This window comes from Campylobacter vulpis, assembly GCF_014217995.1.
GTDB lineage: Bacteria > Campylobacterota > Campylobacteria > Campylobacterales > Campylobacteraceae > Campylobacter_D > Campylobacter_D vulpis.
This window is the reverse complement of sequence record NZ_CP041617.1, coordinates 678341-692234: the sequence shown is the minus strand read 5'-3', so window position 1 is coordinate 692234 and position 13894 is coordinate 678341. Positions and strand designations below refer to the sequence as shown.

Below are 13894 nucleotides of genomic sequence, written 5' to 3'. Positions count from 1 at the left end.
TTTTCCTTAAAAGTATTGAAATGGATTTTTTGAAACCGACATTATAACCTTTAGCGGCAAATTTTGCAAGTATTTCGCTAGATTTTCACTAAAATAACGCTCACTTTCATAATGTCCAAGCTCAATTAGGCTCAAATTATTACTTAAAGCTTCAAAAGCTTGGTGATACTTAAAATCTCCACTTAAAAAACAATCCGCCTTCACACTAGAAATTAAATCCCCTCCACTACCAGTGCAAATAGCGATTTTCTCAAGCTTTTCCTTACCACTAAAACTAACTTTAAGCTGCGATAAACCAAGCCTTTCTTTCACTCTCTCACAAAGCTCGTTAAAGCTTAAATCAAGTTTTACATAAATCAAATATTCCTCTTGATAAAAACTCTCAAAACCCAAAACTTCCTTAACAAAATACGCATTAAGGTGACCTAAATCATAATTTGTATGTAGGGAAATAAGAGCGATATTTTTTTTAATCATTTCTTTAAGCAAATTTTTGGGATAAGCCATTCCACTTAAATCACGCAGAGGCTTAAAAATTAAAGGATGATGGGTAATGAAAAGTGAATTTTCCTCTGCATTTTGTATTAAATTTTCATCAACATCAAGACTAAGATAAATTGTATCAATTTCATCTTGTAAATTTCCTAGCAAAAGTCCGCTATTATCCCAACTGGCTTGCTTTTCAAAAGGACTAAGCTCATTTAAAAAAGCATAAATTTCATTCAACTTCATTTAAATTTTTCTTATAAATTTCAGCACAATGCTTAGAAAGTTCACGGATTTTAAGCATATAATCCTGTCTTTTTGCCACAGAAATAGCTCCTCTTGCATCAAGTAAATTAAAAGTATGTGCAGCCAACATACAATAATCATATGCAGGTAAAGCCAAACCTTGTTCTAGCGTATTTTTACACTCCTCATAAGCATTTTGAAACTGCAAATTTAAAAGCTCTACGCTACTTGTTTCAAAATTATATTTACTATATTCATACTCACTTTGCTTATGCACATCGGCGTATTTGATTAATTCCCCATTAAACTCACTCCACACTATATCATAAACACTATCAACATTTTGCAAATACATAGCAATTCTCTCAAGCCCATAAGTTATCTCCACACTCACTAAATCCACAGCGATGCCGCCCACTTGCTGAAAATAAGTAAATTGCGTTACTTCCATACCATCAAGCCAAACTTCCCAGCCAAGCCCCCACGCCCCAAGGCTCGGACTTTCCCAGTTGTCCTCCACAAAGCGTATATCGTGGCTTTTTAAATCAAAGCCCAAATTTTCAAGGCTTTTTAAATAAAGCTCTTGGATATTATCCGGACTTGGTTTGATTAAAACTTGAAATTGATAATAGGCTCCTAAGCGATTAGGATTCTCTCCATAACGCCCATCTGTTGGTCTTCTACTTGGTGCCACATAAGCACAAGCCCAAGGTTTTTTACCTAAGCTTCTTAAAAAAGTCGCAGGATGAAAGGTTCCAGCTCCAGCTGGCATATCATAAGGCTGCATAATTGCACAGCCATTTTCTTGCCAAAAATTTTGTAAATTTAGTATCATTTGCGAAAAAGTCATTATTCACTTTCCTCTTCTTTAGCCTTATCGCCATAAGTTTCTATGGTTTTATTCCACATTAATTTATATTTTCTTTTCATAAATTCCGCTTCTTCTCTAGCGTGCTTTAGTTCCTCATTTAAAGTTTCTATAGTTTTTCTATCCGCATCGTAAAGCTCTTGCATAGAATAGAGTGCATCTTTTAAAAATTTATTCTCATTTTTTAAGGCTTCAAGGGTTTCGTCCTTAGCGTCTAAAACTTTCTCGTGTAAATTTAAAATTGTTCCTATGGTCTTTTCCACAAAGCTTTCTCCAGCTAAGGTCATAGAATTAACCATAGAATTTTGATTTGCTCCACTTGGCACGACACTAAAAGTGCCTTGATTTGCCTCGATGTAAATCACCCCATCTTCTTCTTTAAAATTCAAAGAGCCATTTGCCATCATACCCTTAACGACATCTTCGTTTAAATGCACCAATTTGCAAAATTCGTCCAATTCTAAATAAGTTTGCATTTATAAAATCACCTCTACACTTTTAGAATCTTTAATAAGCTTATCTTCTTTCGCTTTACGCTCTTCTTTTAAAGCCTTTGCTAAATTCTCGTCATTAAGAGCTAAAATTTGCACCGCCAAATAAGCTGCATTCATAGCTCCAGCCTTACCTATAGCTAAAGTTCCCACAGGAATTCCGCTTGGCATTTGCACAGTGGAAAACAAAGAATCCATACTTGCCAAGCTGCTTCCACTCATCGGCACTCCCAAAACGGGCTTAGTTGTATAGGCTGCCACTGCTCCTGCTAAATGTGCCGCCATACCAGCTGCCGCGATGAAAACTTTTGCTCCTTTTTGCTCTGCTTCCTTAATGTAATCTTTCGTTCTTTTTGGGCTTCTGTGTGCTGAAGTGATAAAAAGCTCATATTTAACTCCAAAGCTTTCAAGCACCCTAGCCGCCTCGCTCATTACCTCATAATCACTCTTACTTCCCATAAGTATCGCTACAAATTTCATACAATTTCCTTTCTCAAAAAGCTAAATTTTGGCACTAAACTCGGCATTTTAATAGCATTTTCATTCCCACTATGAATTTCTGTATATTCTTTATGATTTTGAGTGAGCATTTTTTTAAATTTCACAAAATATTTCCCTTCTTTTTCATAAATTGTGCCAAGCTCATTCTCACAAGGCGTAATTTTAGAATCTAAAGGGCTTAAAATTTCATAAGCTTCATTTAAGACAACTTTGCCTTTACACTTAAAAAACTCTCCATCTTCTGCAAATCCTTGCACCTGATGTGTCCCCTCTTCAATGCTTGTGAGATGATTTTGCGTGTCTATTTTCTCCAAAGGGCGTGAGATGAGATAGCCATCTGTAAAGCCTCTATTTTTAAGTGTGTGAATTTCTTTTTCATATCTTAAAGCGTCAAATTCCCCCTTTAAAACATCTTCAATCGCCATTTTATAAGTGCGTGTAGTCAGTGCGACATAATACTCACTCTTCGTGCGACCCTCTATTTTAAAGGCACTAATGCAATTTTCTTTCATGATTTTTTCTATATAAGCACACAAATTTAAATCCTTAGAATTAAAAATATGCGTTCCATTTTCATCTTCTTCTAGGCGAAATAAAACCCCATTTTCGGGATTTTTAGCAAAAAGCTCGTAAGAAAAACGGCAATCATTCGCACAAGAGCCACGATTACTCATTCTACCACTTTGCACAGAACTAATTAAACAGCGTCCAGAATATGCAAAGCACATTGAACCATGCACAAAAGCTTCTAATTCTATATCACAATTTTCTTTTAAAATTTTAGCATCTTTTAAGCCCAATTCTCTTGCAATAACCACGCGTTTTGCACCCATTTCTTTATAAACTTTAGCGTCTAAATAATTTAAAACATTAGCTTGCGTGGAGATATGTAAAGGAATTTCAGGGGCTAGTTCCCTTACCAAAGCCATAGCCCCTACACTTGCCACGATAAAAGCATCAGGCTTCATAGCCTTAAGCTTTAAAATATGCCTTTTAAGTCCCTCAACTTGCCCACTTAAATGAAAGCCATTGAGCGTTACATAAATTTTCTTGCCCTTTTCGTGCGTGTAATCAACCGCCTCTTTAAAACTTTCATAATCAAATTCCCGTGCCGTTCTAGAACGCAAAGAGAAGTTATTTACTCCCGCATAAACGGCGTCCGCACCATAAGCAAGGGCGATTTTAAGTTTAGTAAAATTCCCCGCTGGAGCGACAATTTCAGGTATAATCATTTCTGCCCTAAAGACGCAATCAGTGCTTCTATATCATCATTACTCACAACATCAGCTGTGGTATCACCCTCAATATGTATGGCAGAACTAACTCGTTTTTTATCATCAATCTTACCCTCAAATAAAGAACTCATATAGCGACTTAACGCACGCATAACATTAATTACTCTTTCAATTTTCTGTCTATGGATATCTTGATATTGCATAGCGTCCATAGCCATCATCACTTCATCTTGTCCGCTTTGTAAATTTTCGCCTATTTCTTTTGTTTTTTCCTTAATATCTTGATTGAGTTTTAAAGCCTCGCCAAAACTCTCAACATTAGGAAAACGCTCACTCAATTTATTAAAAATGTCAATATTTTTATCAAAAACATTATTTAATTCATTAAGCAAAGTTTCAGAATCTGCAAAAAAATTACTAATGCTCTCAAGCTTGTCCATCATCTCGGTCGCTTTTTCTTCACTATCTTTCGTAACATCATCAAGCTGATGAACAACTTTATGTTCGTCATTTGGTGGGGGAGGTGGCCAAAGTATGCTAGGATTTGGTTGATACTCGGTAGATTTCATATTTTCAACTATGGCTCCATTTTCACCAGTCTCACTTTCTTCAACCACACTAGGCTCTTCACTCGAATTTGGCGCATCAATATCAACATCGCCATTCATTAAGGCGTCAAGTTCTTCTTGAGTCATTTTTTTCCTTAATATTAAAATTATTTTGAAATTATAATGCAAATAAATTAAAACTAAAAGATAAAAAATAAAAATTTTTATGTAAAAATGAAATTTTCAAATTCATAAAAAAAATTATCTTAATTAAAACTGAATTAAAAATTTTATGATACAATTTTGTAATTTAATTTTAATCAAGGAGAAAATATGGGCAAATTTGTCAATAATGTCGAGGAATTTTTTACTTATTGCAAAGAAAATGAGGTTGTGTTTGTGGATTTTCGTTTTACCGACATCATAGGCACTTGGCATCATATCACTTACAATTTTCACTCCATTAGCGAAGAGACTTTTGAGCTAGGAATTCCCTTTGATGGCAGTTCTTTGGAGGGTTGGCAGCCTGTTAATAAATCGGATATGATTTTAAAACCAGACGCTCCAAGTGCCTTTTTAGACCCTTTCACAGCAGACCAGACCATTATCGTTTTTTGCGATGTTTATGATATTTATAAGGGACAAATGTATGAAAAATGTCCGCGTTCTATGGCAAAAAAGGCTTTGCAATTTTTACAAGAAAGTGGCATAGCTGATATGGCTTATTTTGGACCTGAAAATGAATTTTTTATTTTTGATAGTGTTAAAATAGTAGATAGTCCTAATTGTGCTAAATATGAAGTTGATACCGAAGAAGGTGAATGGAATGATGATAGAGAATTTGTCGATAGCTATAATACCGGACATCGTCCAAGAAATAAGGGTGGATATTTCCCAGTTGCACCCATTGACTCTTTGGTTGATATTAGAGCTGAAATGGTACAAACTCTAGAAAAAGTCGGCATTAAAACCTTTGTGCATCATCACGAAGTTGCACAAGGACAAGCTGAAATAGGCGTTCATTTTGGCACCTTAGTTGAAGCAGCTGACAATGTGCAAATTTACAAATATATCGTTAAAATGGTCGCTCATCTCAATGGTAAAACTGCAACCTTTATGCCAAAACCTCTTTATGGCGATAATGGTAGTGGTATGCATGTGCATATGAGTTTATGGAAAAATGGCGTGAATTTATTTTATGATAAAGACGGATACGGCGGACTTAGCCAAAATGCTATTCATTACATAGGAGGAATCCTCAAAAACGCAAGAAGTGTTGCTGCCTTTACAAATCCTAGCTCAAATTCATACAAAAGAATCGTCCCGGGCTTTGAAGCACCTTGCATACTGACTTATTCTTGTCAAAATAGAAGTGCAAGTTGTCGCATTCCTTATGGTATGGGGAAAAATTCAGCACGCGTTGAAATTCGCTTTCCAGACAGCACGGCAAATCCTTACCTAGCCTTTGTTTCACTGCTAATGGCGGGACTTGATGGGATTAAAAATAAGCATATCCCAGTGGGTCCTATGGAAGAAAATTTGTTTGATTTAACTCTAGATGAAGTGCGTGAAAAAGGCATAGAGCAACTCCCTCACACCCTAAGGGGAAGTCTAGAAGCACTTATCCGCTATAATAGTTTTTTAAAGCCTGTAATGAGCGATCTTTTTATTGATGATTATCAACACCTTAAATTTGCCACTCAAGTGTGGCCTGTGGAAGCACGCCCTACAGCTTACGAATTTAAAACTTGTTATTCTTGTTAAGATTTAATCCCACAAAAGTGGGATTATAAAATCCTTAAAACAAATATATAGAAAAACTTGAAATTTATAGAAATTCCTTTTTGCAAAGCGTGAGATATTTTTTAGGATTATTCTCACGCATTAAAACTTCTCTCATACATACTCCAGCGACATTTAATTCTCTAAAAGCACCAATATTTTCAGCATTAATCCCCCCTATGGCATAAAGTGGTATAGAACTAAAACTTAGCAAATCTCTTAAAAGCTCCATTCCGTAAGGTTTTAAATTTGGCTTACAAGAACTCTCAAAAATATGTCCCACAAAAGCGTGATTTGCTCTATAATTAATCGCTTCCAAAAGCTCCTCTTTGCTATGAACGGAAGTGCCTAAAATGTGAAAATATTTTGCCAAATTCGACTCTTTTCTAAGTAGGGTTAAGGGAGCTTGGAAATACTTATGCTCTAACTTTAAAGTGGGCGTTAAATAGCCGTGCAAAAAACAAATTGTTTTATACTTCACACAAATACCTAAAACCTCCTTAGCCAAATCATAATACTCATACTCGCTTAAATCTTTCTCCCTGAGCACAAAAGCGTCTATCTTAGCCTTTGCAAGTTTTTCAACCTGCGTTAAAAATTCACTCCCTGCTAAATTTCTATCGCTAATTGCGATGATTTTTTTACCCCACATAAACACTATCACTCATCACGGGCTGTAATTTTAAATTTCTAAGCTTAGTTATAATCTCCCCCACACTTCTATCATCACAAATTTCAAACTGCTCATCGCCTTTTTTAGCACCAGAATGCTCCCCTATACCAACGCTTACTCCAGCACTCATTTTACTTACGCCCAGCTTAATAGCTTCATCTCTAAAGCCAACTCTTTCGCGACTTGAAAGGCTAATGTGAGCAAAGGGTAAAAAAAGTCTATAAGCACATAAAACCTGCAGAAGTCTTTTTTCACTCACATCTTTAGGAGAAATTTTCGTATTGTTAATAATAGGTCTTAAACGCGGGATAGAAAGAGAAAATTCAGCGTGAGGGTATTTTTGCTGTAAAAAATAAGCGTGAAGCACACAAGCAAGGGCATCTTTTCTAAAATTATCAATCCCAAGCAAAGCCCCAAAAGCCACCCCCCTCATACCAGCCATTAAAGCCCTTTCTTGCCCAAAAAAACGATATTTAAACACACTTTTTTCACCAGCTAGATGAATTTTAGAATATTTAAGTTCATTATAAGTTTCTTGAAAAATCGTTACATAATCACACCCACTTTTATGCAAGAGGGCGTATTCATCAACATTCATAGGATAAATCTCCACACCTACAACCTTAAAATACTCTCTTGCAATTTCACAAGCCCTAGCAATATATGCAACACTTGCAAATTCCCTCCCCTCTCCTGTTAGCATTAAAATTTCTTGCAAACCACTTTGAGCTATGGCAGCCATTTCTGCGTGAATTTCCTGCTCATCTAATTTTGCTCTTGTGATTTTATTACCCTTTTGAAAACCACAATAAACGCATTTAGAATTACAAAAATTTGACAAATAAAGAGGGGTAAATAAAGCAATATTATTTCCAAAATATTTAAGTTTTAATTTTGAAGCCTTGAGAGCTAAGTCCTCTATAAAATCCTCCGCAGCACTGCTTAGAAGAGCTTTTAAATGCTCTATATTAAGATGATGAGAATTTAAAGCTTCTAAAACATCACTTGCTTGATACCTTGCCTCATCATAATTCTCAACTTCTTTCATCACTTTAGCTAAAATATCGCTTTGAATCACTTGCATATGGGGAAGATAATCCATAAAATTCCTTTTGATTTTTAAGGATTGTAACAAAGAAGGGTTAGTGAAATTTAAATAAGAGAATTTGCCCTCAAAAGAGGGCAGGAGTTAGAGGAGGTATTACATCATTCCTCCCATTCCTCCCATACCGCCCATAGCACTCATATCTGGCATAGCAGGTTTATCTTCTTTAATCTCACTAATTGTTGCTTCAGTCGTTAAGAGCATAGAAGCCACAGAAACAGCGTTTAGCAAAGCTATTCTCTCCACTTTCACAGGGTCGATAATACCCGCTTTAAACATATCCACATACTCGCCCTTAGCAGCGTCAAAGCCCGCATTTTCATCACTTGAGCTTTCTACACTATTGACAACCACACCAGCGTCAAAGCCCGCATTTTCTGCGATTTGTCTTAAAGGTGCTCTTAAAGCTCTTTCCACAATAGCAGCACCGATAGCCTCATCGCCTTCTAAATTTAACTTAATCTTAGCTTTAGCCTTAATAAGTGCCGCACCACCACCGATAACAATACCTTCTTCAACCGCTGCTTTTGTCGCACTTAAAGCATCATCAACGCGGTCTTTTTTCTCTTTCATTTCTGTTTCAGTTGCCGCACCGACTTTAATAAGTGCCACACCGCCACTTAGTTTCGCAAGTCTTTCTTGTAATTTTTCTCTATCATAATCACTCGTTGTTTCAGCAATTTGTGCTTTGATTTGATTTACTCTTGCGTCAATATTTGCTTTATCTCCAGCACCATTGACTATGGTCGTATTATCTTTATCGATAATCACACTAGAAGCCTGCCCTAAATCCTCCAAAGTCGCACTTTCAAGCGTTCTACCAAGCTCTTCAGCTATCACTTCACCGCCTGTTAAAATAGCAATATCTTCAAGCATAGCCTTTCTTCTATCACCAAAGCCCGGTGCCTTAACGGCAGAGATATTTAAAACTCCTCTTAATTTATTCACAACTAAAGTTGCCAAAGCCTCACCCTCAATATCTTCAGCAATGATTAAAAGCGGTTTTCCCGTCTTTTGAATTTGCTCTAAAATAGGCAATAAATCTTTCAAGCTTGTGATTTTTTTATCAAAAAGCAAAATGTAAGGATTTGAAAGCTCAACTATCATTTTATCCGCATTAGTGATAAAATAAGGACTTAGATAACCTCTGTCAAATTGCATACCCTCGACAACGCTTAATTCATCGTTAATAGACTTTGCCTCTTCCACCGTGATAACACCATCTTTTCCCACTCTTTCCATAGCATCGGCAATTAAAGCACCGATTTTTTCATCAGAATTTGCTGAAATTGTCGCCACTTGAGCGATTTCTTTCTTATCTTTAACTTCTCTTGAAAGCTTTTTAAGCTCATCGACGATAGCCTCGCAAGCTTTGTCCATACCTCTTTTAACTTCAATAGGATTCGCTCCTGCTGTGATATTTCTTAAACCTTCTTTAAAGATAGCGTGTGCCAAAACAGTCGCTGTGGTTGTGCCATCACCTGCTTGGTCAGCTGTTTTACTCGCAACTTCACGCACTAAAGATGCACCCATATTTTCAAGATTTTCTTTAAGCTCAACTTCCTTAGCCACACTTACGCCGTCTTTTGTAATGCTTGGTGCACCAAAGCTTTTTTGAATTAAAACATTTCTACCTCTTGGTCCCATAGTTACTTTAACTGCGTCATTAAGTTTTTTAACACCCTCATAAAGCTTATTTCTAGCCTCATCTGAAAAAATAATTTCTTTTGCCATTTTCTACTCCTTATTTTAAAATTCCTAAAATATCATCTAAATTTAAAACTAAATATTCGCCATTATCGAGTTTAATCTCTGTGCCGCCATACTTAGCAAATACAATTTTATCGCCACTTGCTATATCGCTTACTTCTTTGCTTACTGCGACAACTTCCCCCATCAAAGGTTTTTCTTTAGCATTATCTGGTATAATAATGCCTGAAGCGGTAGTTTTAGTTTCTTCAACTCGTTTAACTAGAACGCGTTTTCCTAAAGGTTGAAAATTCATTTTGTCCATCCTTAAAATATTGATTTTTAGCACTCTTTAATTTGAGTGATAAAATCATACTAAAAAAAATGAATTTTGTCAATACTTTAAGTAAAAATATTTATAAAACTTTAGCTTAATTGACTAAAGTTAATTTATAAAAATAACTCAAGGAGAAACAATGAAAAAAATTCTTTACGCACTTTTAGCCTTTTTTTTAGTGCTTTTTGTCGTTATTTATGGCTTGATTTTTAGTTCTTTTGGCAATCGTTTAATTGCTAATGTTGCCCAAACTAAAGTTAAGGAACTTTCTGGACTTGATTTAAATATCTCTCATTTTTCTTTAAGTCCATCTTTCTTAAATTTAGAAGCAAATTTAAATCAAATCGCTCAACTTAAAATCGAAGGGAATTTAAGCCTCTTAAGTCTTGGTTTTGAGCTTGATTATGCTCTTTCTTTAAATAAAAATCTCGCCAAAACACTCAATCTAAATTTAAAAGAAAATTTAGAGCTAAATGGCGATATAATAGGCTCTATCAAAGATTTTGAAGCAAAAGGAAGAGGGAGGGTGTTTGGCTCAAATTTAAATTACGACGCAAGAATTTACAATTTTTCTCCTATTGCCTTAAATTTAGATGCTAAAAATTTAAAAATCGAGGAAATTTTAAGCTTTTTAAACCAAGCTCCTTATGCAAGTGGGGAATTAAACGCCTTAGCAAAAATTAGCGCAAAAGATTTAAAACCTGAGGGTAATGCCATTATACAACTTGATATGAGTTCTATAAACTATAAGCAAATTCAAAAAGATTTTAACCTTAATTTACCACCAAATTCTAATCTTAAATCAGAAATTTTAGCCATTATAAAAGATAATCAAATTCACGCTACAAGCCAAACGCAAAATGGCTATTTGAGTCTTACAAGCCAAAAAACACTTTATGATTTAACGAATAATACTCTCAATACGGATTTTAAACTACAAATTCCCGACTTAACTAAACTTGAAAGCCTCACAAAAACGAAACTTCAAGGTTCTTTAGGTCTAAATGGTAATCTTATCTTTACCAATAATGTCCTAGATAGTCTTAACGCCAAACTTGACGGACTTGGAGGCGAATTTAATGCTAAACTTAAAGATAACCATTTAGCCGTGCTTTTAAACGCTGTAAGACTTGAAAAAATTCTTGCTCTTGCAGGTTATGGTGCTTTAGCAAATGGTAGCTTAAACGCAAATTTAAATAGTAAGGGTTTAGATTTTAAAAATTTTGACTTGAAAGCTAATATTGATAACGGCAAAATTGATTCAAAAGAGCTTAAAAAACTCACAAAACTCGAATTTCCTCAAACTAATTTCAAACTCAACGCCACAGCAAATGCTCTAAATGGCAAGATCAATTACAATGCACTTTTAGCCTCAACCTTACTCAACATTAAAAAATTAAATGGAAGCTATGATTTAAATAATGCAGAACTTGCACTTAATACAGAAGCTTTCATTGAAGATTTATCCAAATTTAATAGCATTGCTGGACAAAAATTACAAGGCGAAGTTACGCTTAATGCTAAAGCCAAATTAGAAAATTCCAATATCCAAAGTCTTGACGCTAACGCAAATTTAGCAGGAGGGACAATCAAGGCAAATTCTAACGGACAAAATCTCAATTTTGACATTAATAAGCTTGACTTAGCTAAACTTTTCATTATAGCAGGGCAACCAAATTACGCAAGTGGGATACTCAATGCCAAAGGCGTCTTAACAAATCTTGATTTAAAAAAGCTAAATGGCAATGTCAGTTTAAACGCTAAAGGAGTGCTTAATCATACAACTCTTTCTAAGCTTTTGGAAGTTAAATTTCCAAATAATGCAAACTATGATCTAAATGCCAAAGCAAATATAAATAATTCTCTTGTTAATTTTGACACAAATTTAAACTCAAGTCTTGCAAATATCCCAAGCTTAAAAGGAAGCTTTGACTTAAATAATGTCGCTTTAAAATCCACTTTCAAGCTTAACTTAAACGATTTTTCCAAATTAGGTTTTTTACTTGAGAGAAAACTCAGCGGAAAAGCAGATTTTGATGGGAAATTTGATTTTAATGCGAAGGGAATTGATGCTTTACTTATAAGTGAAAATTTATTTGAAGCAAAGCTTAATGCCTCACTTAAAAATAATCAACTCCAAGCAACTTTAAATGGACTTAACCTCTCTTCTTTAGCTAAAGGCATTGATATAATAGACCTTTATCAAGGAAAGGCAAATGCTAATATCAATTATAATCTTCTAAACGAAAAAGGCGATATTAAACTTGACATCAATGAAGGTCATTTAAAAGAAAATGCCATTACAAAAGCTTTACACATTCTTACCTTAAAAGATGTAACAAAAGAAGCATTTAACACCGCTTATGCCAACGCACACATCGATAAAGAACATATTGATTTTAATCTCAATATGCAAGCACCGCATTCGCACATCATCATAGAAAAAGGCAGTTTAAATTCTAAAAATGGTGCATTAAATATCCCTTTTGATGCGAAAATTGATAGGGCAAATTTCAAAGGTTTTATTACGGGAACAAGCCAAAAGCCTAAAATTAAACTTGATGCAGGAAGCGTTATTAAATCTTTGGGTAAAGTTTTAGGACACGAGGCTACAAAACCCGCTCAAAAAGCGGGCGAGGGACTTGACAAGCTTTTCAATAAGCTTTTAAAGGATCAATAATGTTTAATGGCTTAATTAGAGAGATTGCTAAGGTAAAATTTTACCAAAACAATATCTTAAGCCTAAATGCCAAATATCGCCCTAAAATAGGTGATAGCATAGCGGTTAATGGAGCGTGTTTAAGTGTGATTAGTGTGCAAAAAAATGGCTTTGAACTAGAGCTTTCTAAGGAAAGTAGGACACATTTAGCCTTAGAAAATTTAAAAGATAGAGTGCATATCGAACCTGCTTTGCGGTATAAAGACCGCATTGATGGGCATTTGATGCAAGGACATATTGACGGACTTGGAGTGCTTGAAAAAATTGTCCCTAATGAAAATGGACTTGACTTTTATCTTTCTTTACCCGCTCATCTTATGCCACTTATGGCAAATAAGGGTAGCATAGGCGTTGATGGAGTGAGCCTTACCATCAATGAAGTCTTTGAAAGCCAAATTCGCCTCACTCTCATACCATTAAGCCTTAAAGATACGCTTTTTAAGGAATATAAAATAGGCAGACGCATTCATATAGAAAGCGACTTGCTTGCACGCTATATAAGGTCGCAACTTCAAGCTAAAAAGGGGCTTTCGTGGGAAGAAGTCGAAAGAATTTCATATCTGTATTAGAGACTAAAAAGGTTAGTATTTTTTGTGCTTATGATAAGGATTATAGCGAATTTAGAGCAAAAATTTGGCAAGAAAATTTATTTGAGCATTTAGGCTTTGAAAAAATTAAAAAATGTGTTTTTATGAATCAAATTCACTCAAATAAAGTTGAAATTTATGATGCAAATTTCAACAATTTTTCTTGCGATGGTTTAATCACAAAAGAAAAAAACATCGCTCTTTGCGTTTTGAGTGCGGATTGTTTGCCCCTCATTTTATACCATAAAAAAGGCTTTATTGCAGCCTTACATTCTGGGCGTGAAGGCACTTTTAAAAACATCTTAAAAGAGGCACTAAGTCAATTTAAAAATCTTGATTTAACGCTTAAAAATGAAGATTTTATCCTCTTCATCTTACCCTCTATTTGCCAAAAAAATTATAAACTTAGCGGAACGATTTTAAATTACACACAAAAACATTTTGCCCCCTTTTTAAGGGACGATAAGCTTGACCTAAAAACTCTTGCGAAAGAGCAAGCGAGAACTTTAGGGCTGAAAAATATTAATGATTTAGAAATTTGTAGCTTTGAGGATAAAAATTTATTTTCTTATCGCCGCAATCAAACAAAAAAACGCTTTGTAAGTGTTATTTATTTAAAGGAGTAAA

General features: G+C 35.0%; 14 protein-coding genes. 4 read left to right on the top strand and 10 right to left on the bottom strand.

Features of this window, described 5'->3' with window-relative positions:
- Positions 1-6: 6 nt before the first annotated feature.
- Genes CVULP_RS03455 through CVULP_RS03430 form a run of 6 tightly spaced genes read right to left on the bottom strand, consistent with a single transcriptional unit; the run spans position 7 to position 4522 of the window.
- Entirely contained in the window at positions 7-732 is a 726-nt protein-coding gene (locus CVULP_RS03455; RefSeq protein ID WP_099462560.1) for a Nif3-like dinuclear metal center hexameric protein, read from the bottom strand.
- Positions 719-1582, bottom strand: a complete 864-nt coding sequence (glyQ, locus tag CVULP_RS03450) for a glycine--tRNA ligase subunit alpha (RefSeq protein WP_099462558.1) — start codon at positions 1580-1582, stop codon at positions 719-721. The genes CVULP_RS03455 and glyQ overlap by 14 nt, the downstream gene beginning before the upstream one ends.
- Positions 1582-2076 (bottom strand): DUF3972 domain-containing protein, encoded by a 495-nt coding sequence (locus tag CVULP_RS03445; RefSeq protein ID WP_099462556.1) that lies wholly within the window; start codon positions 2074-2076, stop codon positions 1582-1584. Before CVULP_RS03445 ends, glyQ begins: the two co-directional genes overlap by 1 nt.
- On the bottom strand, positions 2077-2571 hold the full coding sequence (gene purE, locus CVULP_RS03440) for a 5-(carboxyamino)imidazole ribonucleotide mutase (RefSeq protein WP_099462554.1): 495 nt from the start codon (positions 2569-2571) through the stop codon (positions 2077-2079).
- Positions 2568-3824 (bottom strand): peptidase U32 family protein, encoded by a 1257-nt coding sequence (locus CVULP_RS03435; RefSeq protein ID WP_099507058.1) that lies wholly within the window; start codon positions 3822-3824, stop codon positions 2568-2570. The genes purE and CVULP_RS03435 overlap by 4 nt, the downstream gene beginning before the upstream one ends.
- On the bottom strand, positions 3821-4522 hold the full coding sequence (locus CVULP_RS03430; RefSeq protein ID WP_099507059.1) for a chemotaxis protein: 702 nt from the start codon (positions 4520-4522) through the stop codon (positions 3821-3823). Before CVULP_RS03430 ends, CVULP_RS03435 begins: the two co-directional genes overlap by 4 nt.
- Positions 4523-4708: 186 nt before the next feature.
- Between CVULP_RS03430 and glnA the strand changes: the two genes are divergently transcribed.
- Positions 4709-6139: a type I glutamate--ammonia ligase gene (gene glnA / locus CVULP_RS03425; RefSeq protein ID WP_099462548.1), complete on the top strand. Its 1431-nt coding sequence runs from the start codon at positions 4709-4711 to the stop codon at positions 6137-6139.
- A 64-nt stretch (positions 6140-6203) separates the two neighbouring features.
- On the opposite strand, the gene CVULP_RS03420 is transcribed toward glnA, so the two are convergent.
- The 4 genes from CVULP_RS03420 to groES form a co-directional block, all read right to left on the bottom strand.
- A complete protein-coding gene (locus CVULP_RS03420; protein WP_099462587.1) occupies positions 6204-6809 on the bottom strand; it encodes a thiamine phosphate synthase in 606 nt (201 codons plus the stop codon).
- Positions 6799-7932, bottom strand: a complete 1134-nt coding sequence (thiH, locus tag CVULP_RS03415) for a 2-iminoacetate synthase ThiH (protein WP_099507060.1) — start codon at positions 7930-7932, stop codon at positions 6799-6801. The genes CVULP_RS03420 and thiH overlap by 11 nt, the downstream gene beginning before the upstream one ends.
- Positions 7933-8031: 99 nt before the next feature.
- On the bottom strand, positions 8032-9669 hold the full coding sequence (gene groL / locus CVULP_RS03410) for a chaperonin GroEL (protein WP_099507061.1): 1638 nt from the start codon (positions 9667-9669) through the stop codon (positions 8032-8034).
- Between the two features lie 10 nt (positions 9670-9679).
- Complete coding sequence (gene groES, locus CVULP_RS03405; RefSeq protein ID WP_099462542.1) at positions 9680-9940, bottom strand: co-chaperone GroES; 261 nt, start codon at positions 9938-9940, stop codon at positions 9680-9682.
- Positions 9941-10100: 160 nt separating this feature from the next.
- Here groES and CVULP_RS03400 point away from each other — a divergent pair, with 160 nt between their 5' ends.
- From CVULP_RS03400 to CVULP_RS03390, 3 genes are read left to right on the top strand one after another with little or no spacing between them, the layout of a single operon-like run.
- On the top strand, positions 10101-12641 hold the full coding sequence (locus CVULP_RS03400) for a translocation/assembly module TamB domain-containing protein (RefSeq protein ID WP_099507062.1): 2541 nt from the start codon (positions 10101-10103) through the stop codon (positions 12639-12641).
- Positions 12641-13249 carry a riboflavin synthase gene (gene ribE, locus CVULP_RS03395; protein WP_099462538.1) on the top strand — a complete coding sequence of 203 codons (609 nt, stop codon included), beginning with the start codon at positions 12641-12643 and terminating at the stop codon, positions 13247-13249. Before CVULP_RS03400 ends, ribE begins: the two co-directional genes overlap by 1 nt.
- Positions 13213-13893: a polyphenol oxidase family protein gene (locus CVULP_RS03390; RefSeq protein WP_099507063.1), complete on the top strand. Its 681-nt coding sequence runs from the start codon at positions 13213-13215 to the stop codon at positions 13891-13893. The genes ribE and CVULP_RS03390 overlap by 37 nt, the downstream gene beginning before the upstream one ends.
- The last annotated feature ends 1 nt before the right edge of the window (position 13894 follow it).

What these genes read in the sequence shown, in the direction of transcription:
- groL (WP_099507061.1), bottom strand. Translation starts at nt 9,669, where the DNA reads ATGGCAAAAGAAATTATTTTTTCAGATGAGGCTAGAAATAAGCTTTAT.
- ribE (WP_099462538.1), top strand. Translation starts at nt 12,641, where the DNA reads ATGTTTAATGGCTTAATTAGAGAGATTGCTAAGGTAAAATTTTACCAA.
- glnA (WP_099462548.1), top strand. Translation starts at nt 4,709, where the DNA reads ATGGGCAAATTTGTCAATAATGTCGAGGAATTTTTTACTTATTGCAAA.
- groES (WP_099462542.1), bottom strand. Translation starts at nt 9,940, where the DNA reads ATGAATTTTCAACCTTTAGGAAAACGCGTTCTAGTTAAACGAGTTGAA.
- thiH (WP_099507060.1), bottom strand. Translation starts at nt 7,932, where the DNA reads ATGGATTATCTTCCCCATATGCAAGTGATTCAAAGCGATATTTTAGCT.
- CVULP_RS03455 (WP_099462560.1), bottom strand. Translation starts at nt 732, where the DNA reads ATGAAGTTGAATGAAATTTATGCTTTTTTAAATGAGCTTAGTCCTTTT.
- CVULP_RS03430 (WP_099507059.1), bottom strand. Translation starts at nt 4,522, where the DNA reads ATGACTCAAGAAGAACTTGACGCCTTAATGAATGGCGATGTTGATATT.
- CVULP_RS03400 (WP_099507062.1), top strand. Translation starts at nt 10,101, where the DNA reads ATGAAAAAAATTCTTTACGCACTTTTAGCCTTTTTTTTAGTGCTTTTT.
- purE (WP_099462554.1), bottom strand. Translation starts at nt 2,571, where the DNA reads ATGAAATTTGTAGCGATACTTATGGGAAGTAAGAGTGATTATGAGGTA.
- CVULP_RS03420 (WP_099462587.1), bottom strand. Translation starts at nt 6,809, where the DNA reads ATGTGGGGTAAAAAAATCATCGCAATTAGCGATAGAAATTTAGCAGGG.
- CVULP_RS03435 (WP_099507058.1), bottom strand. Translation starts at nt 3,824, where the DNA reads ATGATTATACCTGAAATTGTCGCTCCAGCGGGGAATTTTACTAAACTT.
- glyQ (WP_099462558.1), bottom strand. Translation starts at nt 1,582, where the DNA reads ATGACTTTTTCGCAAATGATACTAAATTTACAAAATTTTTGGCAAGAA.
- CVULP_RS03445 (WP_099462556.1), bottom strand. Translation starts at nt 2,076, where the DNA reads ATGCAAACTTATTTAGAATTGGACGAATTTTGCAAATTGGTGCATTTA.